This is a genomic window from Anianabacter salinae (assembly GCF_019061145.1).
GTDB classification, from domain to species: domain Bacteria; phylum Pseudomonadota; class Alphaproteobacteria; order Rhodobacterales; family Rhodobacteraceae; genus Anianibacter; species Anianibacter salinarum.
On the sequence record NZ_JAHQZS010000003.1, the window covers coordinates 54913 to 80334 of the forward strand.

General features: G+C 64.3%; 30 protein-coding genes. 17 read left to right on the plus strand and 13 right to left on the minus strand.

Features of this window, described 5'->3' with window-relative positions; translation table 11 throughout:
• Positions 1-96 precede the first annotated feature (96 nt).
• Positions 97-1380 carry a lipoprotein-releasing ABC transporter permease subunit gene (locus KTJ87_RS09140; RefSeq protein ID WP_267138812.1) on the plus strand — a complete coding sequence of 428 codons (1284 nt, stop codon included), beginning with the start codon at positions 97-99 and terminating at the stop codon, positions 1378-1380.
• The gene (locus KTJ87_RS09145; RefSeq protein ID WP_267138813.1) at positions 1373-2050 is read left to right on the plus strand and encodes an ABC transporter ATP-binding protein; all 678 of its coding nucleotides are present in this window, start codon (positions 1373-1375) and stop codon (positions 2048-2050) included. Before KTJ87_RS09140 ends, KTJ87_RS09145 begins: the two co-directional genes overlap by 8 nt.
• 76 nt (positions 2051-2126) lie before the next feature.
• On the opposite strand, the gene KTJ87_RS09150 is transcribed toward KTJ87_RS09145, so the two are convergent.
• The 3 genes from KTJ87_RS09150 to KTJ87_RS09160 all read right to left on the minus strand — a co-directional run bounded on the left by KTJ87_RS09150 (position 2127) and on the right by KTJ87_RS09160 (position 5798).
• A complete protein-coding gene (locus KTJ87_RS09150) occupies positions 2127-2483 on the minus strand; it encodes a hypothetical protein (RefSeq protein WP_267138814.1) in 357 nt (118 codons plus the stop codon).
• Positions 2484-3111: 628 nt separating this feature from the next.
• Positions 3112-5073 (minus strand): DNA topoisomerase IV subunit B, encoded by a 1962-nt coding sequence (gene parE / locus KTJ87_RS09155; RefSeq protein WP_267138815.1) that lies wholly within the window; start codon positions 5071-5073, stop codon positions 3112-3114.
• 104 nt (positions 5074-5177) lie between these two features.
• Entirely contained in the window at positions 5178-5798 is a 621-nt protein-coding gene (locus KTJ87_RS09160) for a TIGR02453 family protein (RefSeq protein ID WP_267138816.1), read from the minus strand.
• A gap of 136 nt (positions 5799-5934) precedes the next feature.
• On the opposite strand from KTJ87_RS09160, the gene KTJ87_RS09165 reads away from it, so the two are divergent.
• From KTJ87_RS09165 to KTJ87_RS09180, 4 genes are all read left to right on the plus strand, one after another.
• Positions 5935-6897, plus strand: coding sequence for a D-2-hydroxyacid dehydrogenase family protein (locus KTJ87_RS09165; RefSeq protein ID WP_267138817.1), 963 nt, complete (start codon positions 5935-5937; stop codon positions 6895-6897).
• Between the two features lie 372 nt (positions 6898-7269).
• Complete coding sequence (locus KTJ87_RS09170) at positions 7270-7995, plus strand: redoxin domain-containing protein (protein WP_267138818.1); 726 nt, start codon at positions 7270-7272, stop codon at positions 7993-7995.
• A 56-nt stretch (positions 7996-8051) separates the two neighbouring features.
• The gene (locus KTJ87_RS09175) at positions 8052-8954 is read left to right on the plus strand and encodes an NAD-dependent epimerase/dehydratase family protein (protein WP_267138819.1); all 903 of its coding nucleotides are present in this window, start codon (positions 8052-8054) and stop codon (positions 8952-8954) included.
• An 86-nt stretch (positions 8955-9040) separates the two neighbouring features.
• Positions 9041-10402 (plus strand): MATE family efflux transporter, encoded by a 1362-nt coding sequence (locus tag KTJ87_RS09180; protein ID WP_267138820.1) that lies wholly within the window; start codon positions 9041-9043, stop codon positions 10400-10402.
• On the opposite strand, the gene KTJ87_RS09185 is transcribed toward KTJ87_RS09180, so the two are convergent.
• Together KTJ87_RS09185 and KTJ87_RS09190 are read right to left on the minus strand one after the other, a co-directional pair.
• Complete coding sequence (locus KTJ87_RS09185; protein WP_267138821.1) at positions 10387-10812, minus strand: hypothetical protein; 426 nt, start codon at positions 10810-10812, stop codon at positions 10387-10389. The two genes, KTJ87_RS09180 and KTJ87_RS09185, sit on opposite strands and share 16 nt — an antisense overlap.
• Positions 10812-12014 carry a pyridoxal phosphate-dependent aminotransferase gene (locus tag KTJ87_RS09190; protein WP_267138822.1) on the minus strand — a complete coding sequence of 401 codons (1203 nt, stop codon included), beginning with the start codon at positions 12012-12014 and terminating at the stop codon, positions 10812-10814. The genes KTJ87_RS09185 and KTJ87_RS09190 overlap by 1 nt, the downstream gene beginning before the upstream one ends.
• Positions 12015-12098: 84 nt before the next feature.
• Between KTJ87_RS09190 and KTJ87_RS09195 the strand changes: the two genes are divergently transcribed.
• The 3 genes from KTJ87_RS09195 (at position 12099) to KTJ87_RS09205 (ending at position 13335) form a co-directional block, all read left to right on the plus strand.
• A complete protein-coding gene (locus tag KTJ87_RS09195; RefSeq protein WP_267138823.1) occupies positions 12099-12506 on the plus strand; it encodes a helix-turn-helix domain-containing protein in 408 nt (135 codons plus the stop codon).
• Entirely contained in the window at positions 12503-12763 is a 261-nt protein-coding gene (locus KTJ87_RS09200) for a succinate dehydrogenase assembly factor 2 (protein ID WP_267138824.1), read from the plus strand. Before KTJ87_RS09195 ends, KTJ87_RS09200 begins: the two co-directional genes overlap by 4 nt.
• A gap of 71 nt (positions 12764-12834) precedes the next feature.
• Positions 12835-13335 (plus strand): MarR family winged helix-turn-helix transcriptional regulator, encoded by a 501-nt coding sequence (locus KTJ87_RS09205; RefSeq protein ID WP_407650482.1) that lies wholly within the window; start codon positions 12835-12837, stop codon positions 13333-13335.
• Here the strand turns inward: KTJ87_RS09205 and KTJ87_RS09210 are convergent.
• From KTJ87_RS09210 to KTJ87_RS09220, 3 genes are read right to left on the minus strand one after another with little or no spacing between them, the layout of a single operon-like run.
• Positions 13329-14036 carry a DUF1194 domain-containing protein gene (locus KTJ87_RS09210; RefSeq protein WP_267138825.1) on the minus strand — a complete coding sequence of 236 codons (708 nt, stop codon included), beginning with the start codon at positions 14034-14036 and terminating at the stop codon, positions 13329-13331. The two genes, KTJ87_RS09205 and KTJ87_RS09210, sit on opposite strands and share 7 nt — an antisense overlap.
• Positions 14033-14725 (minus strand): DUF1194 domain-containing protein, encoded by a 693-nt coding sequence (locus tag KTJ87_RS09215; protein ID WP_267138826.1) that lies wholly within the window; start codon positions 14723-14725, stop codon positions 14033-14035. The genes KTJ87_RS09210 and KTJ87_RS09215 overlap by 4 nt, the downstream gene beginning before the upstream one ends.
• Positions 14719-15147, minus strand: a complete 429-nt coding sequence (locus tag KTJ87_RS09220) for a VOC family protein (protein ID WP_267138827.1) — start codon at positions 15145-15147, stop codon at positions 14719-14721. Before KTJ87_RS09220 ends, KTJ87_RS09215 begins: the two co-directional genes overlap by 7 nt.
• 149 nt (positions 15148-15296) lie before the next feature.
• Between KTJ87_RS09220 and thyX the strand changes: the two genes are divergently transcribed.
• The gene (gene thyX / locus KTJ87_RS09225) at positions 15297-16205 is read left to right on the plus strand and encodes an FAD-dependent thymidylate synthase (RefSeq protein WP_267138828.1); all 909 of its coding nucleotides are present in this window, start codon (positions 15297-15299) and stop codon (positions 16203-16205) included.
• On the opposite strand, the gene KTJ87_RS09230 is transcribed toward thyX, so the two are convergent.
• Positions 16183-17226, minus strand: coding sequence for a hypothetical protein (locus KTJ87_RS09230; protein WP_267138829.1), 1044 nt, complete (start codon positions 17224-17226; stop codon positions 16183-16185). The two genes, thyX and KTJ87_RS09230, sit on opposite strands and share 23 nt — an antisense overlap.
• Positions 17227-17512: 286 nt before the next feature.
• Between KTJ87_RS09230 and KTJ87_RS09235 the strand changes: the two genes are divergently transcribed.
• From KTJ87_RS09235 to KTJ87_RS09245, 3 genes are all read left to right on the plus strand, one after another.
• The gene (locus KTJ87_RS09235) at positions 17513-17797 is read left to right on the plus strand and encodes a hypothetical protein (RefSeq protein ID WP_267138830.1); all 285 of its coding nucleotides are present in this window, start codon (positions 17513-17515) and stop codon (positions 17795-17797) included.
• Between the two features lie 112 nt (positions 17798-17909).
• Positions 17910-18245 carry a hypothetical protein gene (locus KTJ87_RS09240; RefSeq protein ID WP_267138831.1) on the plus strand — a complete coding sequence of 112 codons (336 nt, stop codon included), beginning with the start codon at positions 17910-17912 and terminating at the stop codon, positions 18243-18245.
• A 127-nt stretch (positions 18246-18372) separates the two neighbouring features.
• Positions 18373-18675, plus strand: coding sequence for a hypothetical protein (locus KTJ87_RS09245; RefSeq protein WP_267138832.1), 303 nt, complete (start codon positions 18373-18375; stop codon positions 18673-18675).
• A 52-nt stretch (positions 18676-18727) separates the two neighbouring features.
• Here the strand turns inward: KTJ87_RS09245 and KTJ87_RS09250 are convergent, their stop codons facing one another.
• On the minus strand, positions 18728-18934 hold the full coding sequence (locus KTJ87_RS09250) for a cold-shock protein (protein ID WP_267138833.1): 207 nt from the start codon (positions 18932-18934) through the stop codon (positions 18728-18730).
• A 214-nt stretch (positions 18935-19148) separates the two neighbouring features.
• Here KTJ87_RS09250 and KTJ87_RS09255 point away from each other — a divergent pair, with 214 nt between their 5' ends.
• The gene (locus KTJ87_RS09255) at positions 19149-19475 is read left to right on the plus strand and encodes an arsenate reductase family protein (RefSeq protein ID WP_267139249.1); all 327 of its coding nucleotides are present in this window, start codon (positions 19149-19151) and stop codon (positions 19473-19475) included.
• 48 nt (positions 19476-19523) lie between these two features.
• Positions 19524-19880 carry a hypothetical protein gene (locus KTJ87_RS09260; RefSeq protein ID WP_267138834.1) on the plus strand — a complete coding sequence of 119 codons (357 nt, stop codon included), beginning with the start codon at positions 19524-19526 and terminating at the stop codon, positions 19878-19880.
• Positions 19881-19920: 40 nt separating this feature from the next.
• Here KTJ87_RS09260 and thrS read toward each other — a convergent pair whose 3' ends face one another.
• The 3 genes from thrS to KTJ87_RS09275 form a co-directional block, all read right to left on the minus strand.
• The gene (gene thrS, locus KTJ87_RS09265; RefSeq protein WP_267138835.1) at positions 19921-21873 is read right to left on the minus strand and encodes a threonine--tRNA ligase; all 1953 of its coding nucleotides are present in this window, start codon (positions 21871-21873) and stop codon (positions 19921-19923) included.
• A gap of 170 nt (positions 21874-22043) precedes the next feature.
• Positions 22044-22442, minus strand: a complete 399-nt coding sequence (locus KTJ87_RS09270) for an MAPEG family protein (protein ID WP_267138836.1) — start codon at positions 22440-22442, stop codon at positions 22044-22046.
• A complete protein-coding gene (locus KTJ87_RS09275) occupies positions 22439-23209 on the minus strand; it encodes an ArsR/SmtB family transcription factor (RefSeq protein WP_267138837.1) in 771 nt (256 codons plus the stop codon). The genes KTJ87_RS09270 and KTJ87_RS09275 overlap by 4 nt, the downstream gene beginning before the upstream one ends.
• A gap of 103 nt (positions 23210-23312) precedes the next feature.
• Here KTJ87_RS09275 and KTJ87_RS09280 point away from each other — a divergent pair, with 103 nt between their 5' ends.
• Both KTJ87_RS09280 and KTJ87_RS09285 read left to right on the plus strand, forming a co-directional pair.
• Entirely contained in the window at positions 23313-24605 is a 1293-nt protein-coding gene (locus tag KTJ87_RS09280) for an MFS transporter (protein ID WP_267138838.1), read from the plus strand.
• Positions 24606-24660: 55 nt separating this feature from the next.
• Positions 24661-25422, plus strand: coding sequence for an alpha/beta fold hydrolase (locus KTJ87_RS09285; protein WP_267138839.1), 762 nt, complete (start codon positions 24661-24663; stop codon positions 25420-25422).

Sequence of the window (25422 nt, forward strand, 5' to 3'; positions counted from 1 at the left end):
GCCCTGGCCCTGTCCCGCAAGCGTGAAGCCCGGCGCGCTTGACCCCGCGCGCCCATCGTCTATCCCTGCGCCGGTAATCCAGCAAAGGCCGCGCGCGTGACCAGAACTCGCCCCTTCTCCCGTTTCGAATGGCTGATCGCCTGGCGCTACCTGCGCGCCCGCAGGGCCGAGGGCGGCGTCAGCGTGATGACCTGGATCAGCCTGATCGGCATCACCCTTGCCGTCTTCGCGCTGATCGCCACGCTGGCCGTGCGCTCGGGCTTTCGTGCTGAATTCGTCGACACGATCCTTGGCGCGAACGCTCACGTCACCGTCTATTCGTCGGTCTATGTCGACGACAACGGCCAGACCACGCGCACGCTGACTGACTACGACGCGCTGGCGGACCGCATCGCGCAGATCGACGGCGTCACCCGCGCCGCGCCGCTGGTGAAGGGGCAGGTGATGGCCAACCTGCGCAGCGCCAACACCGGCGCCGAGGTCTACGGCATCACCGAGGAAGACCTCAAGGGCATCCCCCGCATTGCCGATCCCGAAAACTCTGTCGGGTCGATCGACGATTTCGAGGGCGGCATTGCCATCGGTTCGGGCATCGCGCGCGAACTGAATGTCGGGATCGGCGACAGGGTGCGCCTGATCTCGCCCGACGGGGTCAAGACAGCCTTCGGCACCTCGCCGCGCGTGAACGCCTACCCGGTGGTCTACATCTTCACCGCCGGGCGCTACGACATCGACCGGACCCGCATCTACATGCCCTTTGCCGAAGCGCAGAGCTTCTTCAACAAGGATGGCCGCGCCGACGAGATCGAGGTGATGGTCGACACCCCCGAGCAGGTGGACCGCTTCGCCCCCGCGCTGATCGCTGCAGCGGGCGAGCGCACGATGCTCTGGACCTGGCGCGACAGCGCGGGCAGTTTCCTGCGCGCCCTCGATGTCGAGGACAACGTGATGTTCGTGATCCTGTCGATCCTCGTGCTGATCGCCGCGATGAACATCGTCTCGGGCCTCATCATGCTGGTCAAGAACAAGGGCCGCGACATCGGCATCCTGCGCACCATCGGCCTGACGGAAGGATCGGTGCTGCGCATCTTCTTCATCTGCGGGGCCTCCACCGGGCTGATCGGAACGGCGGCGGGCGTGGCCTTGGGCTGCCTCTTCGCGCTCTATATCGACCCGATCTTCTCGGCGGTGAACTACGTCGCGGGCGGCGGCGTCTGGGACCCGTCGATCCGCGGCATCTACGCGCTGCCTGCCAAGCTGCAATGGCCCGACGTTCTGTCCGCCGTGTCCCTGTCGCTGGGCCTGTCCTTCGTCGTCACCTATTTCCCGGCCCGCCGCGCCGCGCGGATGAACCCTGTCGAGGCGCTGCGCTATGAGTGATCCGGTGTTGCACCTCGATGGTCTGACCAAGGCCTACAACCGCGGCAAACCGGGCGAAGTAATGGTGCTGCAGGGCGCTTCGATCACCGTCCAGCCCGGCGAGGTCGTCGCCCTTGTCGCTCCCTCGGGCGCGGGCAAGTCGACGCTGCTGCACATGGCCGGGCTGCTCGATACCCCGGACGCAGGCACGGTCAGCATCGGCGGCACCGACATGACCGGCCTCAGCGACCGCCGCCGCACCGATGCGCGGCGCGCGCTGGTGGGCTTCGTCTACCAGTTCCACCATCTTCTGCCCGAGTTCACCGCGCTGGAAAACATCGTGCTGCCGCAGCTTGCCAACGGTGCCACCGACCGCGCCGCCACCGACCGCGCCCGCGCGCTTCTGGACAGTGTCGGCATCGCGCCGCGCGCCGATCATCGCCCTGCGCAGCTGTCGGGAGGCGAGCAACAGCGCGTCGCGTTCTGCCGCGCGTTGGCCAATCAGCCAAAGCTGCTTCTGGCGGATGAGCCAACGGGAAACCTCGATCCCGCGACCTCGGAAAGGGTGTTCGACGCGCTGATGAAGCTGGTGCGCGAGACCGGGCTTGCGGCACTGATCGCCACCCACAACCTCGACCTCGCCGCTCGGATGGACCGCACGCTGCGGCTGGAAGACGGGCGCGTCACCTGAAACGGGCTGGCATCTTTGGTCTCGAAATACTCCGGGGGGAGCCCGAAGGGCGGGGGGCAGAGCCCCCCATCCCAGGTCAGTCGAAATAGATCTCGTTGTCGTTGAGATAGACGTTCGACGCCGCGCAGATGTCGATGGAGATGGGATCGTCGAACACCTCGCTGCCGTCCTGTCCAAGCCAGCTGGCCTGGAAGGTCTGCGCGCAGGCGCCGGTGTCGGCGACGAACTCGGCGGTGCCACTTTCCCCGGGCGCGATCTGCACGCCTTCGATCCAGTTGTCCGACCAGCCGGTGCCGTCGTTGGTGTAGAACCCGACGACCGTGTTGCCCTCGGTGTCGTTGTAGAGCTCGAAATAGCCTTCAGAGCCGGTGCCTTGGGCCAGTGCAACTCCGGCTGCGAGAGCGAACGCTGCAGTCGCCATCCAGATCTTCATCTCTGTGTTCCGTAAGCCATCCGCCGCATGCGCGCGGCAGAGCAAGATTACCACAGGGCCCGCAGGCCGGAAGCGGGAAAACAGGATAGGTTGGGTTGGCCCGAGTGGATCGGTGACTAGCCAGACGGTTTTCTTGCCAAGTTCTCCAATAACCCGGCCCTAAACTGTTTGCAGATACGCAGTAGCCTATCAACATCGTTCAAGGATTCGATGATGACGTCATGGTCCAAGTTCAAGGGATTGTCTTCGAAGTCTTTGGTCGAATGCCACGCGCGATAACCCTCACCGCGGGTTTCGAACGCTCCATGAATTGCGAGGTGTCTGTTCTTCTTAAAGCGATGAAGCCATCCTGGTATTTCCTGAATTTCGATGGGGGTGTCTTCAATATTATTTTTCATATGTATGGATTTTGAGAAACAAGTTATCAGTTCAGTCGTCGAGAGCATTCTTAGAGTGTTGTATCGACGCGCGAAGCCCGGTGATTCCGGCAAAACTCCTTCAATGAAACATATACATTCTGCCGCGGTGTGCTCAAGATGCGCGCAGCTTTGCGCATATATGCCAAGGCAATATAGGAAATTGTCTGGAAGTTTCTCTCTTACCAGAAATGGTGGGTTCATGCTCCGCCCTACACGTCCAGCTCTTCAACGAAGCGGGCGTTTTCGGTGATGTACTGGAACCGCAGTTCCGGCTTCTTGCCCATCAGCCGCTCCACCAGATCGCCGGTCTCGCCCGGAAACGCGTCGTCGACCCGCACCCGGATCAGCTTGCGCGTGGCGGGGTTCATCGTGGTGTCCTTGAGGTCCTTGGCGTCCATCTCGCCAAGACCCTTGAAGCGCGACACGTCGATCCGGCCCTTGCCGCCCAGCCCCTTCTTGAACCAAGCGTCCTTTTCCGCCTCATCGACGGCATAAACGCGGTTGGCGCCCTGGGTCAGCCGGTAGAGCGGCGGGCAGGCGAGGTAGAGGTGCCCCTGGTCGATCAGCGGGCGCATCTGCGAAAAGAAGAACGTCATCAGCAGCGATGCGATATGTGCGCCGTCCACGTCGGCGTCGGTCATGATGATGACCTTGTCATAGCGCAGATCGTCGATGCTGAACCTGGTGCCCATGCCGACGCCAAGCGCCTGGCACAGGTCGCTGATCTCGGCGTTCGACCCCAGCTTGGACGACGCGGCGCCCAGCACGTTCAGGATCTTGCCCCGCAGTGGCAGCAGCGCTTGTGTCTTGCGGTCGCGCGCGGCCTTGGCCGATCCGCCCGCGCTGTCGCCCTCGACGATGAAGATTTCCGACCCGTCCTTGGCCGCAGCGGTGCAGTCCACCAGCTTGCCCGGCAGGCGCAGTTTCTTGGTCGCGGTCTTGCGCTGGGTTTCCTTTTCCTGCCTGCGCCGCAGCCGCTCCTCGGCCCGCAGCACCAGGAAATCGAGGATCGCGCCTGCCGATTTCGTGTCCGCCGCCAGCCAGTTGTCAAAGCGGTCGCGCACCGCCTGTTCGACCAGCCGCGCCGCCTCGGTCGTGGCAAGGCGGTCCTTGGTCTGGCCGACGAATTCAGGCTCGCGGATGAAACACGACACCAGCGCGCAGCCGCCCGTCACCAGATCGTCGCGGGTGATGTCCTTGGCCTTGCGGTTGTTCGACAACTCACCATAGGCGCGGATGCCTTTCAGGATCGCCGCCCAGAAGCCAGCCTCGTGGGTGCCGCCCTCGGGCGTCGGAACCGTGTTGCAGTAGGACTGGATGAAGCCGTCGCGCGACGGGGTCCAGTTGATCGCCCATTCGACTGACCCGGGCACGCCAAAGCGTTCCTGGAACTCGACCTTGCCCGCAAAGGGCTGGTCGGCATAGGTCGCGGCCGTGTCCAGTTGTTCGCGCAGGTAATCGGCAAGCCCGCCGGGAAAATGGAACACCGCCTCGGCCGGGGTCTCGCCATCGTCGATTGCCGTCTTCCAGCGGATCTCGACACCCGAGAACAGGTAGGCCTTGGACCGCACCATCTTCATCATGCGCCCCGGCTTGAACCGCAACGCGCCGAAGATCTGCTCGTCGGGGTGGAAAGTGACCGTGGTGCCGCGCCGGTTGTTGGTGGCGCCCAGCGCCATCACCGGGCCCTGCGGGATGCCGCGCACGAACTCTTGCGCGAACAGTTCGCGGTTGCGAGCGACCTCGACCCGCAGGTGATCGGACAGCGCGTTCACCACGGACGCACCGACACCGTGCAGGCCGCCCGACGTCTGATAGGCTTTGCCCGAGAACTTGCCGCCCGCATGCAGCGTGCACAGGATCACCTCAAGCGCCGATTTGCCCGGAAACTTCGGATGCGGATCGACCGGCATGCCGCGCCCGTTATCGCGCACCGTCACCGAATGATCGGCGTTCAGTTCCACCTCGATCCGGCTGGCGTGGCCTGCCACCGCCTCGTCCATCGCGTTGTCGAGGATTTCGGCGACAAGGTGATGCAGCGCCCGCTCGTCGGTGCCGCCGATATACATGCCGGGGCGCTTGCGCACAGGTTCCAGCCCCTCGAGCACCTCGATCGAGGATGCATCGTAAGTCTGGTCGCCGCCGGTCGCGGAGAGAAGGTCGTCGGCCATGTGGACTGCTCTTTTCTGGTTTCTGGTAATTAGAACAGGTTTGCGCCTGCGCGAAAAGTCCGCACGCGCCATTGGCTGTGGACAAGACGCCGGAGGGGCTGCGCCTAGAGCAGCCCTTCAAGCTGCTGGCGCACCGGATCGACCTTTTGGAACACCTCGATCAGCGCCTCGGGGTCACTGTCCACGTCGTCCTGCCACAGCACAAGACCCTTGCGGCGCAAGAGATCGGCCTGCGGATGGTCCGGCTCGTGCCCCTGCGGCACACGCTTGAGGTCCGGCTCTGGCAGGCTCAGCCCGGTCGACCGGATCGCCGCGTCAACGCCGGGGCCGAACGGCCCGTCGATCGCCATCCGCCAGGCCGAAAGCTGGTCCTTCGAGAACTCCATCCAGCCGAAGCCAGCCTTGGCGTAATCGGGTGCGATGCCGTAGAACCACCCCGGCCCGTCGTCGCGCGTGGATTGACGCCACAGCATGTGCAGATGCGTGGTGTAGGGCGATTTGTCCTTGGAAAACCGCACATCGCGGTTCGGGCGGAAGATCTTTGTGACGATGGGCGTTCTGGTCAGCCGTTCAAGATCCTCTGCCACACGGTCGAGAAGACGCTGCGCAGGCGCGCGCAGGTTCGACTCGTATTCGGCCTTGTTGGCAAGGAACCATTCGCGGGTGTTCGTCTCGTTGAGGCGGGACAGGAAGGACCGAGCGTTCACCAGAAGTTCAGCGGGCATCCGGACCTCCATCGCCACCCATGGCAAAGGATTGACCCGAAGCGGGACAAAGGCAATCACCGGATTGACCTAGCGGAAGATTTCCGCCGTTCATGCCCCGTTGCGCTGGCCCTTGGTTCCAAGCAAAGTCGCGGCCATGAAAATAGCGATCCTCGACGACTACGCAGACCGCGCGCTCGGCCTTGCCGACTGGAGCGGGCTTGGCGCGGACATCACCGTCTTCCATGACACGTTGCACGATGCGCAGGCGGTCATCGACCGGCTGGCGCCGTTTGATGTGGTCTGCCTGATGCGCGAGCGCACGGCATTCCCGCGCCGGGTGATCGAGGGTTTGCCGAACCTCAAGCTGATCGTGACCAGCGGGCCGCGAAATGCCGCCATCGACGTGGCAGCCGCCACCGTGCGGGGCATCCCCGTGTCGGGCACACGGTCGCGCAAGACGACAACGTCGGAACTGGCAATGCTGATGATCCTTGCGATCAACCGCCGCCTGATCCCCGAAACCGAGGCCTTGCGCGCGGGCGGATGGCAGGCGGGCCTGGGCCGCGATCTGGCGGGCCTGACGCTGGGCGTGATCGGCCTTGGCAACATCGGGGCGCAGATGGCGGCGCTCGGCCGGGCCTTTGGCATGGATGTCGCCGCGTGGTCGCAGAACCTGACCGAAGCGCGCTGCGCAGAGGTGGGCGCGCGCCGGATGGACAGCCTGCCCGCGCTGATGGCAGAGGCCGACATATCGACCGTGCATCTTGTGCTGTCTGCCCGCTCGGCCGGTCTGATCGGGGCCGAGGCGTTCGCGGCGGCCAAGCCGGGCCATGTCTTCGTCAACACCTCGCGCGGGCCCATCGTCGACCAGGATGCACTGGTCGCGGCCCTGCACAGCGGTGCGCTGCACTCTGCCGGGCTGGACGTCTTCGATGTCGAGCCACTGCCGGATGACAGCCCGCTGCGCGACGAAGACCTGATCGCGTCGGGGCGCCTCTTGCTTACGCCGCATCTGGGATACACCACCGAAGCGACGTTCCGCCTGTTCTACGAAGAGACGGTCGAGGCGATTGCGGCGTGGCAATCGGGCGTTCCGGTGCGGCTCATTTCCGCATAGCGCCAACGGGTTCGCGCGGCCCTGCATCATGGCGGGACCTCCGTGGTCGGGTGGTGGAATTATGCACGCGTAAGTAGAACATGACTGGGCGTGGTGAGCAAGGTTATTGCGGTCTCGCAGGCGGATGGGGGCCGAACGCCATGCCAAGCGCAGCATCCCCAGCAAGATACGGATTGCATCCTTCGGATGTGGCCTGCCACAGCATCAAGAGTGCAGGAAAGGCTTACGCAAAGTCATGCAATCACTTCTGGCTTGCAGGGTTTTCCCGCCTCATTGATGCCTTGATTCATCTTGAACGTGTATTCAGTGCAGCGTGAAGATCGCTTCCTTTGGCCCTTCCGCGCCGCAACAAAGCACACGCAGGAGTTGATAATGGGGCTCTTTGACCAGACCTTCCTGAAAGGCAGCCGCGCCGTCGATGTCGAGGTCACTTTGCCAGCGTCCTACAGGCGCAGGGTCGATTGGGTTCCCCGCATCGGCGACATCTTTCCCAACTTCACCGCCGAGACGACGACCGGGCATCTGGACTTCCACGACTGGGCGGAAGGGCGCTGGGTGCACCTGTTCAACTGTCCCAAGCTGGGCGGCGCCGTCACGTCGACCGAACTGGCCTCGTTCAGCGCGGCGGCGCCCGAGTTCGACCAGCGCGGGGTGGTGAACCTCGGCCTCGTGCAGGCGACCAAGTCGCAGCAAATCGGGTTCGAGGTCGAGATCGAGCGCCTGTTCGATGTTCGCGTGAACTTTCCCGTCGTGCTGGACCAGGCGGGCCACCTGTCGCGCATCCTGGGCATGTTCAGCCTGCGGGACAGCTATGAGCATGCGGTGCGCAAGTCGTTCCTGATCGACCCCTCGCTCAAGGTGCGCGGGCTGTTCGAATACCCGCTCAACGTCGGGCGCAGCGTGGACGAGATTCTGCGGCTGACCGATGCGCACCAGCTTCGCGACCGCTCGGGGTTGGTGACGCCTGCCGACTGGCTGCCGGGTGACGACGCGCTGATCCCGGAATCGGTGCCCGCCTCGGACGCGATGGCACGCTACGGCGATGCGATCAGCTACTACAGCCCGGCGCTGCGCGGGGTTCCGACGGCCGGTCGCTGACGGTTGCCGTCCGCCTGATTGTGGCTAGGGTGCGCGCAACACTATCGGAGGCTCCCATGCGCATTCTTTTCACCGGCGGCAGCGGCAAGGCCGGGCGGCACGTCGTCCCCTACCTGATCGGGCAGGGGCACCGCGTGCTGAACGTCGACAAGACCCCGCTGGACGCGGACGGCGTTGACAACCGGATCGCGGACCTGACCGATGCGGGGCAGGTTCATGACGTGATGCACAGCTATGCCGGACTGGACGAGCTGGGCACGGGGCAGGGGCCAAAGGGCTTTGACGCCGTCGTGCATTTCGCCGCCGTGCCGCGCATCCTCATCACCAGCGATGGCGAATGCTACCGCAACAACGTGCTGTCCACCTACAACGTCATCGACGCCGCGCTGAAGGCTGGCGTGCGCAAGATCATCTTCGCCTCGTCCGAGACGACCTATGGCGTCTGTTTCGCCGATGGCGACCGCAAGCCCGAGTTCCTGCCCATGACCGAGGAACACCCGACCGTTCCGGAAGACAGCTACGCCATGTCCAAGGTCGCCAACGAGGTCACGGCGCGCAGCTTTCAGCGCCGCTCGGGCGCGGACATCTACGGCTTTCGTATCAACAACGTGATCGAGCCGCATGAATACCGCGAGATGTTCCCGGCCTTCATCGACAATCCAGGCCTGCGCGAGCGCAACATCTTCGCCTATATCGACGCGCGCGACCTGGGGCAGGCGGTAGACTGCGCGCTGCGCACGGACGGGCTGGGCTATGAGGTGTTCAACGTGGCCAACGACGACCATTCCGTCGCCCTGAGCACGCAGGAGATCGCCGAGAGGTTCTATCCCGGCATCCCCTTCACGCGGGACATGGGCACGCGCGAGACGTTCTATTCCAACAAGAAGCTGAAGAGCCTGACCGGGTTCCAGCCCGCGCATCACTGGCGGATGTATCTGGACGATCCGACGATGGCGTGATGCCGGCCTGATCCGGGGCCGTTCATTTTTCGCCCAACATTCAGGCATGTCTTGCCGCTGTCACCGGATCAGCCTAGAGGCAGGGCATGTCCCCGCCCCTGAGTTATCGCCAGCATTTCGCGGCCGTTGTCGCCCTTGGTCTGCCGCTTGTCGGCAGCCACGTCGCGCAGTTCCTGCTGACGCTGACGGACACGATCCTGATCGGCTGGTATGACGTCGAGGCGCTGGCGGCGGGCAACCTTGCGGGCGGCGTGTTCTTCGTCTTCCTGATCTTCGGCGCGGGCTTTGGCTGGGCGGTAATGCCGCTGGTGGCGACGGCCCATGCCAAGGGCGACGCGACCGAGGTGCGGCGCGCCACGCGGATGGGCCTGTGGCTGTCGGCACTGTTCTCGGTCGCCTGCCTGCCGGTGTTCCTGTTCGCGCGGCCGATCTTCCTGTGGCTGGGCCAGACCGAGGTGGTGGCCACGCTGGCGCAGGATTACCTGCGGATCGCGGGATTCGCGATCATGCCGGGGCTGTTCGTCATGGTGATGAAAAGCTACCTAGCCGCGCTGGGCCGAGCGAATGCGGTGCTGTGGATCACGTTGATCGCGGTGCCGGTGAACTTTGCCGCCAACTGGCTTTTGATCTTCGGCAACTGGGGCTTTCCGGAACTTGGTATTCGCGGTGCCGCCATCGCCACCGTGGCCACCAGCCTGCTGAGCGCGATCCTGACGGCGCTTTACGCCGTGCGCACCATGCCCGAACACCAGTTGTTCGTCCGTCTCTGGCGCCCCGACTGGGAGGCGTTCCGCACCGTGTTCCGTCTTGGCCTGCCGATCGGGTTGACCGCGCTGGCAGAGGTCGGGCTTTTCACCGCCTCCTCGGTGATGATGGGCTGGCTGGGCACTTTGCCGCTGGCCGCGCATGGTGCCGCGCTGCAGATCAGTTCCATGACCTTCATGGTGCATCTGGGGCTGTCCAACGTGGCGACGATCCGCGCGGGGCAGGCGCTGGGCCATGGCAACCGGACCGATCTGGTGCGCGGGTCCGTGACGGTGTTGTTCTGTTCAGGTGTCGCCGTGGCGGGAACGGTCGCGCTGTTCCTGCTGGCGCCCGAGCCGCTGATCGGCATCTTCACCGATCCCGATGATCCAAACCGGGGCGCGGTGATCGCCATCGGCGCGGGGCTTCTGGCGGCGGCGGCACTGTTCCAGCTGGTGGATGCGGCGCAGGTGATCGGCATCGGCCTTCTGCGCGGGCTTCAGGACACCCGCGTTCCGATGATCGTGGCGGCGTTCAGTTATTGGGGCGTCGGTCTTGCCACCGCTTATGTGCTGGGCTTCGTGCTGGGCTGGGGCGGTGTCGGCATCTGGCTGGGCCTTGCGGCGGGGCTTGGGGTCGCGAGCGTTGCGCTGATGGCGCGGTTCTGGACGGTCGGGCTGGCGCGGATTCAGTCGCCCGCCTGACCGCCCTTGGCGGTTTTCAGCATCCGGTCCGCCTTTTTCCGGACCAGCACCGAGCGCAGGTCGTGCATCGCCAGCAGCAGCGCATCGGTGACGTTTTCCAGCTCGTCGTCCGATGCGTTCGACTGCACCCAATGCGCGGTATTGTTCAGATAATCGACTGCCCGGTGGATGTCCTCGATGTTGCGGCGGGCCAAAAGCGCGGTGCGCTCGTCCATCCACTCCTGGATCACCGCCTTGTCCTCGGCGGTCAGTTGATAGTCGCCATGCGCCTTGATCTGGCCGTTCTTGATGTTCACGACCGCGATCTGTTCCATCTCGATCCGGCGCTGGCGGTTCTCGGTATCGACCGAGAAGACGAAGGCACCGTTCTCGCGGACGCGAAAGTAATACTCGGGCAGGTTTGCCGACATCAGGACAACCCGGCGCAGAAATCCGCGATCCGCGTGCAGGCCTCGGCCAGCGCCTCGTCCGACGTGGCATAGCTGATGCGGAAGTTGGGCGAGAGGCCGAAGGCCGCGCCAAAGACGACGGCGACGCCGGTTTCCTCGATCAGCGCCTTGGCGAACACCTCGTCATTGTCGATCAGGGTGCCGCCCTTCGATTTCTTGCCGATCAGCCCTGCGATAGACGGATAGACGTAGAATGCCCCTTCCGGCATCGGGCAGGTGATCCCGTCGATGGCGTTCAGCCGCTCGACCACCAGGTCGCGGCGGCGCTTGAAGACGGCGTTGTTGTCGTCGATGAACCCCTGCGGCCCGTTCAGCGCGGCGACCGCCGCCCATTGTGCGATGGAACAGGGGTTTGTGGTGCTCTGCGACTGCAGCTTGCGCATCGCGTCGATCAGGACCTTCGGCCCCCCTGCATAGCCGATGCGCCAGCCGGTCATGGCATAGGACTTGGACACCCCGTTCAGCGTGAGGGTGCGGTCGTAAAGCTGCGGCTCGACCTCGGCGGGCGTGCAGAATTCAAAGCCGTCGTAGCGGACGTGCTCGTAGATGTCGTCGCTCAGCACCCAGACATGCGGGTGGCGCAGCAGAACGTCGGTCAGCGCCTTCAACTCGGCCCGCGTATAGCCTGCGCCGGTGGGGTTGGACGGCGAGTTGAACAGGAACCACTTGGTGCGCGGCGTGATCGCCGCCTCCAGCGCCTCGGGCGTGATCTTGAACCCGTGCTCGATCCCGCCCTCGACGATCACCGGAGTGCCGCCGCCAAAGCGCACGATCTCGGGATAACTGACCCAGTAGGGCGCCGGGATGATGACCTCGTCGCCGGGGTTCAGCGTGGCGATCAGCGCGTTGAACAGCACCTGCTTGCCGCCGGTGCCGACGCTGATCTGTCCAAGGTCGTAGTCGAGGCCGTTGTCGCGCTTGAACTTGCCGCGGATCGCCTCTTTCAGCTCGGGGATGCCGTCGACGGCGGTGTATTTCGTCTCGCCCCGGTCCAGCGCGTCCTTGGCAGCCGCCTTGATATGGGCGGGCGTGTCGAAATCCGGCTCGCCTGCGCCAAGGCCGATGACGTCCTTGCCCGCCGCCTTCAGCTCTCGCGCCAGCGCGGTGACCGCCACGGTGGGAGAGGGGGCGATCCTGTCCAGTGTCGCGGAAAGGAAGGACATGGTCGTCTCCGATTTGTAAGCATTGGCCACATTCTCTAGAGTGTGGGGGAATGCCGATCAAGCACATCGGCCGGAGGTATACCGATGAACGACACACAAGACCCCGCCGCGGCGGGATGGTTTTCCAACGACGCCGCGACATTCGGCGACAGGGTCGCGGCCGCGCGCGAGGCTGTGGGCATGTCGCAGGCCGATCTGGCCAAGCGTCTTGGCGTCAAGCTGAAGACCGTGACGGGCTGGGAAGAAGATCTGGCCGAGCCGCGCGCCAACAAGCTTCAGATGCTGTCGGGCGTGTTGAACGTGTCGATGGTCTGGCTGTTGTCGGGCGAAGGCGACGGCGTGGCCGCACCGGACGAAGCCGCGGTGCTGGACGTTGACGTGACCGCGCTATTGACGGAAATCCGGCAAATCCGCAGCGGCCTGTCCCATACCGCCGACCGTCTGGCCGTTGCGGAAAAGAAACTCCGCAAGGCATTGAAGGCCACCACATGACCGAAGCGCCCGAGACCCGGCTGAAACGGCTGCGCATGCGGTCCTGGCGGCGCGGCATCAAAGAGATGGACATCATCCTTGGCACCTGGTCGGATGAGCGGCTGGCGACGCTGGATGACGGCACGCTCGATATCTACGAGGTGCTGCTGGAAGAGAACGATCAGGACCTCTATCGCTGGGTCACGGGTCAGGAAGATGCGCCCGAGCATTTGCGCCCGCTGCTGGCGCAGATCGCCGAACACGCCAACGCCATCTGACACCGCTTAACGCTATTTCAGGGTTTTCGCTGAAAAGTCGCCGCGAACAGGCACTTTCGGCGGAGACCTTCATGAGCATGCTTCACCCCCTTTCCGATCCTTCGGAACCCATGGTCGACCCGGTCCCGCTGGGCCGGTATCTGGACACGCTGGCGCTGGTGGAACGGCTGCACCGGCTGCTTCTGGACGTCATCAAGGACGAGTTCGAGCGTCTGGGCATCATCGAGATCAACGCGGTGCAGGCGCTCTTGCTGTTCAACGTCGGCGACAACGAGGTGACAGCGGGTGAGTTGAAGACGCGCGGCTACTACCAGGGCTCGAACGTGTCCTACAATCTCAAGAAGCTGGTCGATCTGGGCTACATGCACCACCAGCGCTGCGCGGTGGACCGCCGCGCGGTGCGCGTGCGGCTGACCGAAAAGGGCAGGCGGGTGCGGCTGACGCTGGGGGCGCTGTTCGCGCGTCACGCGGGGCTGTGGTCTGCTGATCCGGAGCGTGATCTTGCCGGATCGAATGACCGGCTTCGGATGCTCGAACGGTTCTGGACCGATCAGATCCGCTATCTCTACTGATCCCCGCTTGCGTCGCTGAATGCGAGGATCTGGATTTCTTTCAACAGCTTGCGCGCCATCGTGTCCTCGAACGCCTCGTAGCCACGGGCGACCTCGACAAAGGCGTCCGGCCCCCGGATCACCTCGCTCTCGAAGTAGCGGCGCAGCGACGACGCCGCGCTGTCGCCGGTTTCGGCCAGCCGGGGCGTTCCGATCACCAGCCCGTTCACCGTCAGATCGCCCAGCGCATCGCGCACCTCACGCGGGCGCGGGCCCGAATTCGACTCGCCGTCGCCCGAAAGATCGAGGGTGCGCCGCCAGCATTCGGCCTGCCGGCGCGTCGCCGTCTGCCCGAACAACATCGCCTGACCGATCCCCGTCGACAGGTCCAGCGCCGCCCGCTCGGCGCCCGTCAGGCGCCCCGCGATCGCGCGCAACCCCGCTTCGTCCGCGATTTCCGTCCACGGGATCAGGATGCGCTGGCTGGCCGCCCCCGACCATTCGTAGACGAACAGCCGCATCGGTGCGTCAGGCATCGCCAGAATCGCCTCGGCGACGTCAGGGCGCAGCAGCGCACCGGCCAGCCCGTCCAGCTGCAGCCGATATTCCTCGGCATCGACCGATCCCGACACGTCCAGCCCAAGCGCGAGCGCCAGTCGGCACTCGGCAGACGCCGCCAGAGGCGCAAGCGCCAGAACCGCCGCACACACCAGCCGTTTCACCCCGGACCCTCCGCGCCCGGAAGCGCGCCGATGGCCATCGCCTGCAACTCGCGCACCAGCTTGCGCCGCATCGCCCGCTCGAAGTCGTCAAACCCGTCCGCGACTTCGACAAAGGCGCCCGGCCCCCGGATCAGCTCGCGCCGGTAATACTCGGCCAGGTCCACCCCGTCCGCCGACCCGATCGCGAGCCCGTTCACCGTCACCTCGTCCAGCGGGAAATTCCGGTAGGCCAGCCGTGGTGCGAAACCGTCGTTGTTCACCCCGTCCCCCGACACATCCAGCGTGCGGAACAGGCAGTCCGGCGCCGCGGCGAACAGGCTGGCCGCAAAGCCCACCGAATACCCAAGCGCCGTCGGAAACTCGGCATAGCTGCGCCGCGAGGAGGCCACCGCCACCGCCGCCCGCTCCAGATCGGCGGGCGATTGAACCAGAACCCAGTCCAGGATCACGTCCTGCTGATACCGCCCCGACCATTCGTAGACCGCCAGCGCCACGGTATCGCCGGGGGCCGAGAACATCGCCGCCTGCACCTCGGGCGCGATCAGCGCCGCCGCCAGCCCCTGCCGCTGCAGCGCATCCTCGCCCGGATCGACGGACGACGAGATGTCGAGCGCCAGCAAAAGCGCCAGCCGGCAGGCGGCATCCGCCGCCCCCGGCCACAGCAACAGGGGGGCGAGCAGCCTTACCAATGCCCGGTGTTTTCCATGCTGGCCCAGGGCTCTGCAGGCTCCAGCGGCTTGCCCATCTGCAACAGCTCGACCGAGATGTTGTCGGGCGAGCGCACGAAGGCCATCCAGCCATCACGCGGCGGGCGGTTGATCGTCACGCCGTTCTTCTGCAGGTGGTCGCACATCTCGTAGATGTTCTCGACTGCGTAGGCGAGGTGCCCGAAATGGCGCGAATCCGATGGCAGCCCGTCGTCGCCGTCCCAGTTGTAGGTCAGCTCGACCGGGCAGTCCTCTTGTCCGGGGGGCGCCATGAACAGCAGCGTGAACCGCCCCTTCTCGCTCTCGGTGCGGCGCGTTTCCTTGAGGCCCAGAAGCTCGTAGAAGGCGATGGTTTTCTCCAGGTCCTTCACGCGGACCATCGTGTGCAGGTATTTCACGTCCATTGGGGTCTTCCTTTCTGTGGTTGCCCCGGAACCTAGCATCCGCGCCACGCCCCGCCACCTGTTTCGCGCACACCGTATCTTGGCGGTTTTCGTGCCCCCGCCCATAGATGTAGTATCGCCCCGTCACAGCCCCGTGAAAGGATTCGCCCATGCCGCTGTCGCCCGAGCAACAGGCCGAGATCGACGCCGCCCGCAGCGCCCCGCGCCAGACCCTGCGCGCCGTGTCCGAAGGGATGGAGGCGCACCTCTACCGTGCGCACGAGGTGCTGGATCACGGCTTTGTCCGGGTGATCGACTACATGGGCAACGACGCCGCCATCGTGCAGGCCGCGCGGGTCAGCTATGGCGCGGGCACGAAACACGTCTCGAACGACGAGGGGCTGATCCGCTACCTCATGCGGCACTGGCACTCGACCCCCTTCGAGATGTGCGAGATCAAGCTGCACGTCAAACTGCCCGTCTTCGTCGCGCGGCAGTGGATCCGGCACCGCACCGCCAACGTCAACGAATACTCGGCGCGCTATTCGATCCTCGACCGCGAGTTCTACATCCCCGCGCCCGAACAGCTGGCCGCGCAGTCCACCGTGAACAACCAGGGCCGGGGCGAGGTGCTGGCGGGGGCAGAGGCGGCGCGCGTGCTCGACATGCTGAAATCCGACGCCGCGCGCAGCTATGACCATTACCAGGAGATGCTGTCGCAGGACGGCCAGCAGGGCCTTGCCCGCGAACTGGCGCGGATGAACCTGCCCGCGAACGTCTACACCCAGTGGTACTGGAAGACCGACCTGCACAACCTGTTCCACTTCCTGCGCCTGCGCGCCGACGCCCACGCGCAATATGAAATCCGCGTCTACGCCGAGGCGATCTGCGCCATGGTCCGCGACTGGGTCCCGCTCGCCTATGCCGCCTTCGAGGACTACCGCATGGGCGGCGCCACGCTCTCGTCCAAGGCGATTGATTGTGTGCGCCGGATGCTCAAGGGTGAGGGCGTGACCCAGGAGACATCGGGGATGTCCAAGGGGGAATGGCGGGAGTTTATGGGGGTGATTGGTGGGTAGAGCAAAGCCCACTCATATCAACAAATGTAGTCGGTATCCCGCGACCAGATACCTTCATGCGGCCCTGGCCTAGTCTGTAGTCAATTCTGAATGGTGTTGCGCGATTTTCGTGCTGGCTCCATTCGTTCAGTTTTCTCAGATTTTCGGGTTCGAAGAACGAAATAAAGTCTTTATTTAGGTCTGAGATTTTGGATATTTCTTGCCTTGCCTTCTTTATGAGGCGTTCAGTCATTTGCTTTTCTTTGTACGTCATTTCGCAAATTTTCAGAAAGCATTCTTGCTGGTTGGATCCAAATTTGATTGCCTCTAGCTGATTTTCTAGAGCAAAATTTTCCTTGTGGTGTTCAAACCTAGATTTGACAACGGCCTGACCGGTAACAGAACCAATTTGTCTGTTTATCATTTTGGGTTGCTTCAGCCCTAGAGACCTCAATGCTTCTTGATTGGATGATATGCGCTCTGTGACAAAAATCGGCCCGCGCTTCATCGCCTCTCTCAGCTCATATGTAATCATTGGGCATTCCTTTCGGAAAGACGACCAGCAAGACCTGTGATCTTTAGCTATTCTTCGAGCGTATCTTAGATTTTTTTGAATTTCCTCAATTCTATGGAGGTTTTCTTCAAGAAAAGACTCTATTATTTCTCCCTTCTTCTCTTGAGCGCGGCGCTTCTTTTCCGCATTCCAATCTTCGTGTATTTTGGCTCCACATTCGCAGCCAATAGCACAAACTTTTCCAATCGAAGGAACCCAAATCAGAACGCCCTTCAAGAACTTTGGTGCTGCCGGGGAGCAAATTGGACAAGGTGCCATGTCAAGGTTGGGCCGTTTTGCTCTTACTATCTCAAATTCAGTAAGTATTTGGGCCCCATAAATTTCTTCCAATGGCTCCCAGCTGATTCCTGGAAAGGCCTCGGGAAGACCTGTTCTCCTTACATGCTCCTTGAAGCCTTCGACCCATCGGGGAGAAGGCCTATTTTTGAACGGCTTAGGCGAATTTGGTAGGTGCTTGGGGAGCGCCATATGAACTTCCTATGAACTAAAATAGAACATTGCAGATCTTCATGCTTTGTTCTCAGTTGCATTTTTGTTCTCCCTCGCACGCGACGGTAGCATCTTGGGTGATCTCCGTCAAATCGGATGTCCGTATATAGCTGTGGATAAGTTTCAGACCGCAACATGAGGTGTCGGTGCGGGCTTTGCGGGCATGATTTGATGCATGGCACAGCCCTAGGCGGAGTGTCTTCCTTTGCTGCGCCGCACAGAAAAAGTGCATACAATCCGTCATAAAACCGTTACATTCAGGCGCATGATCCGCCTCGCAGCCCTGTCCCTCGTCCTCGCCGCCCCCGCCGCCGCGGTCAGTCCGATCGCCGAGATTGTCTGTGCCCCGCGCGCCGACATGGTGGACCGGCTGACGCGCAGCTACGGGGCGACCAAGAACGGGGTCGGTCTCGACGGGCCCGAGCGGATCGTCGAGATGTGGACCGACCGGCGCGGCGACTGGACTCTGGTGATGACCTACCCCGACGGGCGCGCCTGCATCGTCGCCATGGGCGAGGGCTGGGAGACGCTGGCCGACAGCCCGGCCTGATGCCCCATTTGCGCGAAACGGACTGTTTCCAGACAACCTTTTGACACAATTGGCCATCCCGGCGATAAGCCGTCCCATGCGTGGGGGCGACGCGCTATCATGGAGGTCATCCATGCGTATTCTGACCGTCGCCGCTGGCGCATTCGTCCTGTCCGCATCCACCGCATTCGCCTGGCAATCGAACCACGGTGTCGTGACCGGGTTCCAGCCGAACAACCCCAACTCCTCGACGCTGGTCTACGCCTACCCGACCGCGAACTACTGCCCCGCCGGCCTTGCCCCGGTGCAGATCGGCGGCGTGGTGTGCTGCGGCGTGCCCACCGCCTACCCCGAGCCTGTCCACCGCCCCCACAAGCCGCAGGCAACCTACGTGTCCTACGGCAAGGGCCTGGACGAGGGCGCCTATGTCGCCACCGGCAAGGGCTATGGCGACGGCTACAAGAACTGAGGCTTGTCAGAAGGGCCGGGCGCGAAACGCAGCGTTTCGCGCCGCCCCATTGAAGTCATCCCCGGCCCTGCTACGCTCCTGAAAAATCAGAGGTTTCGGGCAGCGCAACATCTGGTTGGGGGTGACCATGAAGACCACTAAATACACTGCCGCGGCTCTTGTCGCGGCTGCGCTTGCGATGCCTGCCCATGCGAACGGATACGGATATGGCCACGGATACGGTGGCTATATGGCGCCGCCGCAGGCTTATGCCGTTCGGGGACATGCGCAGACGGGGCGCTTTGCCCAGGTTCCCGGCTGCTGCGCCAACGCGCCGCGTCCGACCGAACAGCTGAACACCCGCCGCTACATCTACCGGGACGGCACGCAAGTCATCGTCTATCCCGGCGGGAACGGGACGGGCTACCAGCCGTTCTGGTGGCAGAACTGAAGATCGCGGCCCCGCTTCGGGGCCGCCCCATCGCCTGCTGCGGAAAGGTGGTTCAGACCGCCCGCAGGTCCGTGGCGGATTCGCGTCCGTCGCGGCCTTCGCGCAGCTCGTAGGCGATCTTCATGTTGTCCTGCAGGCCGGTCATTCCGGCCCGCTCGACCGCCGAGATATGGACGAAGATGTCCTTGCCGCCGTCATCGGGCGCGATAAAGCCGTAGCCTTTGGTTGTGTTGAACCATTTCACGGTGCCAGTGGCCATCCGCTTGCTCCTTTGCATGGTCCGCCCGCGGAAGTGCGGCGGGGTGGTGCAGCCAGTGTCTTCCAAGTCTTCCAGCTGCTCCTGCAAGAGAGCGGTCGTCGTAGAAAGTCTGTTGTCACGGCTTTCAGGATGCGCGATCGGCTGTATTTTTCAAGAGGGGCGCGTGGGAGCGTCATCGAAATTTCACGAAACCGCCGAAGGAGTGCGCAGGATGATGACGGTCTACGGCTTGAAGACATGCGACACCTGCCGCAAGGCGCTGGCCGAACTGCGCGCTAGCGGTGCGGAGCCCGGTTTCGTCGACGTGCGCGCGGATGGGCTGGATGCGGCGACACTGGCACGGTTCCTCGACGCCTTCGGCGAGGCGCTGGTGAACCGCCGCTCGACCACCTGGCGCGGGCTGTCCGAGGCCGAGCGCGCGGGTGATCCGGCCACCTTGCTCGGTGCGCATCCGGCGCTTATGAAGCGTCCGGTGATCGACGCAGGCGGGCGGCTGTTCCTGGGGTGGAGTGCGGAAACCCGGGCGGCGGTGCTTGGGTAGCGCGCGCGCCGTGCCTATCTTTCCCGTCAGGCATGAGGGAGGCCGACCATGCGGAACGCGGCACTGACACTTGGCGTGATCGGCGGCATCATCGGGATGATCGTCGGCTTCTTCGGCTACGGCTACACCGAGTTTGTCGCCTGGCTGGGCGAGACGCCGGAATTCGCCCCGGTGGTCGAGAACGTGGACCGCATCCGCTGGATCAGCCTTCTGTCGCCGCTGCTGGCGATTGCAGGCGGCGCAATGGCGCGGTCCCAGGCGCCGATTGGCGGCGCGCTGATGATCGCGTCGGCGGCTGGCATGTGGTGGGCCTTCGGGTTCGGTGTCTTCACCATGTTCCCGATTGCGTTCTGCGGGCTGGGTGGCGTGTTGGCGCTGGCTGCGACCAAGCCGGATACCGCCTGACGAAGAAGGGCCCCGCAGCGGGGACCCTTCATCCGGGGTGTCAGGCGCGTGCCAGATCCGGCGCCAACGCGGCCTGGGTCAGCTCTGCCGCCACCTCGTCGATGGGGCGAACCTCGGTCGATTTCTCGCCAAGCCGCCGCACCGTCACCGTCCGCTCTTCGACCTCTCGTGCGCCGATGGCCAGGATCACCGGCACCTTGCCCAGCGAATGTTCGCGGACCTTGTAGTTGATCTTTTCGTTCCGCACGTCCGCCTCGGCCCGCACACCCTGCGCTTGCAGCGATGCGACGACCTCGTGCACGAAATCGTCGGCATCCGACACGATGGAGGCGACGACCACCTGTCGCGGCGCCAGCCAGAACGGCAGCTTGCCCGCGTGTTCCTCGATCAGGATGCCGATGAACCGCTCGAACGAGCCAAGAACCGCGCGGTGCAGCATCACGGGGCGATGCTTGGCGCCGTCCTTGCCGACGTAATTGGCATCCAGCCGCTCGGGCAGGTTGGGGTCCACCTGCAGGGTGCCGCACTGCCATTGCCTGCCAATGGCGTCGGTCAGGGTGAACTCGAGCTTGGGGCCATAGAAGGCGCCTTCGCCGGGCAGCAGGTCGAAAGCATAGCCCGCCGCCTTGCAGGCGTCGCCAAGCGCGGCCTCGACTTGGTCCCAGCTTTCGTCGGACCCGATCCGTTTTTCGGGGCGGGTCGACAGCTTGATGCTCCAATTGTGAAAGCCGAGATCGGCATAGACCGAGGCCAGCAACTTGATGAACTTTTCCGTCTCGGCGACGATCTGGTCTTCGGTGCAGAAGATATGCCCGTCATCCTGCGTGAAGCCGCGCACGCGCATGATGCCGTGCAGCGCGCCCGAGGGTTCATAGCGGTTGCACGATCCGAACTCCGCCATGCGCAACGGCAGCTCGCGATAGGATTTCAGGCCGTGGTTGAAGATCTGCACATGGCAGGGACAGTTCATCGGCTTGAGCGCATTGACCGACTTCTCGCGCGCGTGCTCCTCGTCGACTTCGACGATGAACATGTTGTCCTGATAGTTGTCCCAGTGGCCGGATTTCTCCCACAGCACGCGGTTGACGACCTGCGGCGTGTTCACCTCGACATAATCATCGGCGCGCTGCTTGCGGCGCATGTAGTCCTGAAGCTGCGTGTAGACCATCCATCCGTTCGGGTGCCAGAACACCTGTCCGGGCGCTTCCTCTTGCATATGGAACAGGTCCATCTCGCGGCCAAGCTTGCGGTGATCGCGTTTGGCGGCCTCTTCCAGCATGGTCAGATGCGCCTTGAGATCCTCGCGGTTCTTGAACGCCACGCCGTAAATGCGCTGAAGCATCGGGCGCGTGCTGTCGCCCAGCCAGTAGGCCCCCGCGACGTTCATCAGCTTGAAGGCGTCGGCGGGCACCTGTCCGGTGTTCTGCAGGTGCGGGCCACGGCAAAGGTCCTGCCAATGCCCGTGCCAGTACATCCGCAGCGGCTCGCCCTCGGGGATGCGGTCGATCAGCTCGATCTTGAACGGCTCGCCCGCGTCCTTGTAGTGCTGGATCGCGCGGTCGCGGTCCCAGACTTCGGTCTTCACAGGATCGCGGGCGTTGATGATGTCGCGCATCTTCTTCTCGATCGCGCCAAGGTCTTCAGGCGTGAACGGTTCCGCCCGGTCGAAATCGTAGAACCAGCCCTGATCGCGCACCGGGCCGATGGTGACCTTCACGTCCGGCCAGATCTCCTGCACGGCGCGGGCCATGATGTGCGCGCAGTCGTGGCGGATCAGTTCCAGCGCTTGCGCATCGTCCTGAAGGGTGTGGATGGCGATGGCCGCGTCGCGGTCGATGGGCCACTGAAGGTCCCAGTGCATCCCGTCGAGGCTGGCCGAGATGGCCTTCTTCGACAGGGATTTGGAAATGCTCTCGGCGACCTCGGCGGCGGTGATGCCTGCCTCGTAGTCACGCGCATTGCCATCGGGGAAGGTCAAGGAAAGCTGGGCCATGTCGGCCTCCTCGTCGGTTTGGCGCCCACGGAACGCCCGGTTGCGGGTATGTCGTGCGGGGGATGTGACCGCTTGGGGCCGCGCCGTCAAGCTCCGGGTGGCCGTGCCGTGCAGGAATGCCCCCCGTTGGGCGGCCCCGGTCCTTGCAGGATCGAGACCGCCGAGAGCCGTCACGCGGTCAGTACCGCGCCGCCGATCACCAGGATGCAGATCCACCCGGCGGTGAAGATCAGCGGACGCAAGGGCAGGGTGGGAAACCCCGCGATCATCCAGACGGCGTGCGCCACGCGCAGGCCGAAGAATGCCGCCGACGCCCAGACCGTCGCCGCGTTCGACACCCCCGCCAGATGCGCGATCAGAACGATCACGGCAAAGGGCAGGAACTGCTCCAACAGGTTCAGATGCGCGCGCCACGCCCGGTGGACCCAGGGCACCGTGCCCGACACATCATGCGGCCTGTGGCCTTCGGGCTGCGGCACGGGGGTGGAGTTCACGCCAACGATGTAGGGCACCCACAACGACGCCGCGAGAAGCGTGGTCAGCGTCAGCCAGAACAGCTCGGCGGTCATGCGCCCGCCCCCCATTGGTTGAAGCGCACCGCTTCGCCGGTTTCGAGATACGTCTTGAGGCCCGCCGCCCAGCGCTGCCAGCCGTCGTGTACGCCTTCGCCCGGCACCACCGGGAATGTCAGGTCGTAGTGCTCGATGGTCAGACGGCAGTGCGCGCCTTCCTCGTCGATCAGGAACACCGTGCGCGATGGCGCGCCGCCACCTTCCCATTCCGGCTCGAACGTCGAGACGATCTTCGATTTCGGCGTCGCTTCGATCGTGCGGCAGCGCATCATCACGCCGCCGTCGGGTGTGTGGTAGGTGTAGGTGTCATCCTCCAGCACCACCTTGGGCGACAGGAAATGCCAGGCCGACATCTGGCCGGGATCGCTGAGCGCGTCCCACAGGGCATCGCGGGTGCAGCGGATGAAGGTGTGCATCACAAGGTCGGGTTTCTTCGCGTCGTCCAGCATGAGTTTGGCTCCTTCGAGGCGGGACTTGAGGTCGAGCGTCGCGCGGGCGGCAGGCTTGGCAAGGAGGGGGTCGATCCAGCGGTCGATGACCTCCTGCAGGGGCAGGGCGTTGAGGTAGTGGTACTTGAAGCGTCCGCGTTTCACGGTGGTAATCAGGGACGCATCTTCGAGCACCTTGAGATGTTTCATGACCCCGAAGCGGGTCATGTCCAGCCGCGCCTCGAGATCAGAGAGGCTTTGGCCGTCTTCCAGCTTGAGCGCATCGAGAAGCGCGCGGCGGCTGGCATCGTTCAGGGCTTTGAAGATCGCATCCATGGGTGCCAGATTAGGTGACGAAATAGTAACGTGACAAGATGGTAACGTGATTTTCTGGAGGGGTGACTATTTCGGATGAAGTTGCAAGGACTTGGAGGGCGGGGTGCCACAGGATTTTCAGGAAGAAATCTTCGAGCGGCTGACCGGAGCGGAGGATGAGGCCGAAGACCTCGATTCGGCGGCGCGCGAACACGAAGCTCCGAACGGCCTGCGCCACGCGCTGTCGCTGTCGATGTCCAAGGTCGCGGACGGGCTGATCGACCCCAAGCTGGTGCTGTCGTGGCTGGCCACCACCCTCGGCGCGCCGCCGGTGATCGTGGGGCTGCTGGTGCCGATCCGCGAGGCCGGGGCGCTGCTGCCGCAGCTGTTCACCGTGAACCTGATCCGGGCGATGCCGCGCCGGAAATGGGCTTGGGCTGGGGGCAGCGTAGTGCAGGGGTCGGCCGCGGCGGTGATCGTGCTGGTGGCCGCCGTGTTGGACGGCGCGGTTGCGGGCGCGTTGATCGCGGCGGCGCTGGCGGTGCTGGCGCTGGCGCGCAGCGTCTGCTCGGTCAGCTACAAGGACATTCTCGGCAAGACGGTGGGCAAGTCGCGGCGGGGGGCGATCACCGGCACGGCAAGCTCGGCTGCATCGCTTGCCGTCGTCGCCTTTGCCCTGCTCTTGATGATGGGTGCGGTGGACCGGCTGGCGCTGGTCTTGTCGGCCATCGCGCTGGCGGCGGTGTTCTGGGTCGGGGCGGGGCTGATCTTTGGCACGCTGCGGGAAACGGCGCGCCAGGCGTCCACGGGGCAGGGCGTTCCGTGGGAACACTTCCGCCATCTGCGCGAGGACCCGCAGCTTGTCCACTTTATCGCCGTGCGCGGGATGCTGGTATCAACCGCGCTGGCGCCGCCATTCCTCGTGGTCCTCGGCGGTGCGGGCGGCGCCGCGTTCGAGCGCCTCGGCGCGCTGGTGCTGGCCTCGGCGGCGGCGTCCTTCGTGTCGAGCTATGTCTGGGGGCGGCTGTCCGATCGATCAAGCCGCTGGGTGCTGATCCTGTCGGGGTTGTCCGGCGCGGCGGCGCTGGGGGCGGCGCTGGCCTTGCAGGCGCTGGGGCTGGTGCAAGCGGTCTGGGCGATCCCGGCGGTTCTGTTCGTGCTGATGATCGCCTACCACGGCGTGCGACAGGGGCGGTCCACCTACCTGGTGGACATGGCGCCGCGCGAACACCGCTCGGCCTATACTGCCGTTTCCAATACCGTGATCGGCTTGATCCTGCTGGGCAGCGGCGTGATCGGCGCGCTGGCCTCGGTCGCGGGCACGGCGGCGGCGGTCGCCCTGTTCGCGGTGATGGCGCTGGTCGGCGGCATCGCGGCCTTCGGATTGAACGAGGTCGAGGTGCTGGAGAGCAGCTAATCGCTTTGCGGATCGGGGCGCGCGTGGCACTACTCTACCGGCAGAAGGAGGCCGCATGTCCGATCCACAGTTCATCGACACGCCGCAGGGGCGCCGCATCGCCTATCACGTCACGCGGGGCGCCGGGCCGGGCATCGTGTTCCTGGGCGGCTTCAAGTCGGACATGGACGGCACCAAGGCGCTGCACCTCGAGACCTGGGCGCGTGCGCTGGGCCGCGGCTTTCTGCGCTTTGACTACTCCGGGCATGGCCGATCTTCTGGCGCGTTCGAGGACGGCGCCATCGGCGACTGGGCCGAGGACGCGGTAGCGGCGATCGAGCGGCTTACGAATGGCCCGCAAATCCTTGTCGGCTCGTCCATGGGCGGCTGGATCGCGCTGTTGGTGGCGCGGTCGATGCCCGAGCGGGTGGCGGGCCTCGTTGGCATCGCCGCCGCGCCCGATTTCACCGAGGACGGGTTCTGGGCCGAGTTCACCGAGGACCAGCGCGCCGAGATCATGGAAACCGGGCGCCTTGAACGGCCCTCAGACTACAGCGATGCGCCCTACATCATCACCCGGCGTCTGATCGAGGACGGGCGAGACCACCTTGTCCTGCGCCGCCCGCTTGCCCTGCCGTTTCCGGTGCGGTTGTTGCAGGGCACCGCGGACGAGGACGTGTCCGTGGACCGGCCGCTGGCCCTGATGGATCATGCCGACTGTGCCGACATGCGGCTGACGCTGGTCAAGGGCGCCGACCACCGCTTTTCCTCGCCCGACTGTCTTGCGATGATGGAGCAGGCGATCATCGACGTCACCCACCGCGCACAGGATCTCTAG